Annotated in this window: 1 protein-coding gene and 2 pseudogenes; 2 read left to right on the top strand and 1 reads right to left on the bottom strand. The window is 68.1% G+C overall.

What is annotated here, in order from left to right; all coding sequences use genetic code 11:
• Both AB0M54_RS47885 and AB0M54_RS47880 read left to right on the top strand, forming a co-directional pair.
• Positions 1-270: pseudogene (locus tag AB0M54_RS47885) on the top strand (winged helix-turn-helix domain-containing protein); the annotation flags it as partial.
• Between the two features lie 67 nt (positions 271-337).
• Entirely contained in the window at positions 338-1,063 is a 726-nt protein-coding gene (locus AB0M54_RS47880; RefSeq protein ID WP_364480061.1) for an MBL fold metallo-hydrolase, read from the top strand.
• Positions 1,064-1,086: 23 nt separating this feature from the next.
• On the opposite strand, the pseudogene AB0M54_RS47875 reads toward AB0M54_RS47880, so the two are convergent.
• Positions 1,087-1,182 (bottom strand): annotated as a pseudogene (locus AB0M54_RS47875) (IS5/IS1182 family transposase); the annotation flags it as partial.

Here is a 1,182-nt window from a genome sequence, read left to right as displayed (position 1 = left end):
CTCTGGGGTCCCGCTCGACCGGGTCTTGGCCCGGCGCCAACCGGCTCAGCCCGACCGAGTGGCACCTGCTGGAGGTGCTGGCCCGGCACCAGGGCAAGCTCGTCGAGCAGCGGCAACTGCTGCGCGAGGTGTGGGGGCGGCAGTACAAGACGGAGTTGAGCTACCTGCGGGTACATTTCGCAAGCCTGCGCCGCAAGCTGGAGCTGGATCCTGCCCGGCTTGCGGCACATCATCACGGAGCCGGGCATCGGCTACCGGTTGCAGGTGTGAGCTTCAGGGTCGGAACGGGCGACCTCGACGGGCAGTCAGCAGGCCGACTGGTACGTAAGATGGGCTGATGCTTCTGAACGTGTTGGGCAGCAGCGGCGCCTTTCCCACTTCAGAAAGCCCTTGCTCCGGGTACCTCGTCGAGCACGAAGGCTTCCGCATCCTCCTCGATGCCGGTTATGCCACCTTCCCCGCGCTGCTGCGGCACACCGCAGCGGAGTCGATCGACGCCGTTCTGATCACGCACGGGCACCCGGATCACTGCGCCGACCTCAACCCGCTGCTGCGCGCCCGCGCATTGGGCGGCAACGATCCCGCTCGCCTGCCGTTGTATTCGCCGCCGCGAGCGCTCGATGCCGTACTCGCGCTCGACCGGCCCGGCATGCTGGACGACGCGTACGACAAGCATGAGTTCACTCCCGGCGAATCGTTCGTGATCGGGCCGTTCGCTGTGGACACCCGACTGCTGCCGCATTGGTTGCCCAACGCGGGTTTCCGGCTCACGGCAGGCGGCACGACGCTCGTCTACACCGGCGACACCGGACCGTCGCCGCACCTGATCGAGTTGGCTCGCGACGCCGACATCCTCATTGCCGAGGCCACCTGGCCCGAACACGTGCCGGCCGAGGCCGCCGAGGTCCTCTCCAGCGCGGCGCAGGCCGGCGCCACCGCGGCGTCGGCCAACGTCGGTCAGCTCATCCTGACGCACCTGCATCCCGGCGTCGGCGCCACCGAGTCGGTCGCCGCCGCGCGCCGCGCCTACTCTGGCCCGATCGCGGTGGCTACAGAACGTTAGAGCTCGCGCAGATAAGGTCAAGATCATGGGCGTCGGGCGGGGCGGGTATCCCATCGGTAGGGGGTCCATGCCTGCCGAATCAGACTACGTAAAGTGATGACCGCGTCGGCGAGGTCGAC

The organism is Actinoplanes sp. NPDC051470 (genome assembly GCF_040682035.1).
Taxonomy (GTDB): Bacteria; Actinomycetota; Actinomycetes; order Mycobacteriales; family Micromonosporaceae; genus Actinoplanes.
This window is presented reverse-complemented; position numbering and strand designations above follow the sequence as displayed.

Excerpts from the sequence above, each read along its gene's own strand:
- AB0M54_RS47880 (WP_364480061.1), top strand. The coding sequence starts at position 338 with ATGCTTCTGAACGTGTTGGGCAGCAGCGGCGCCTTTCCCACTTCAGAA.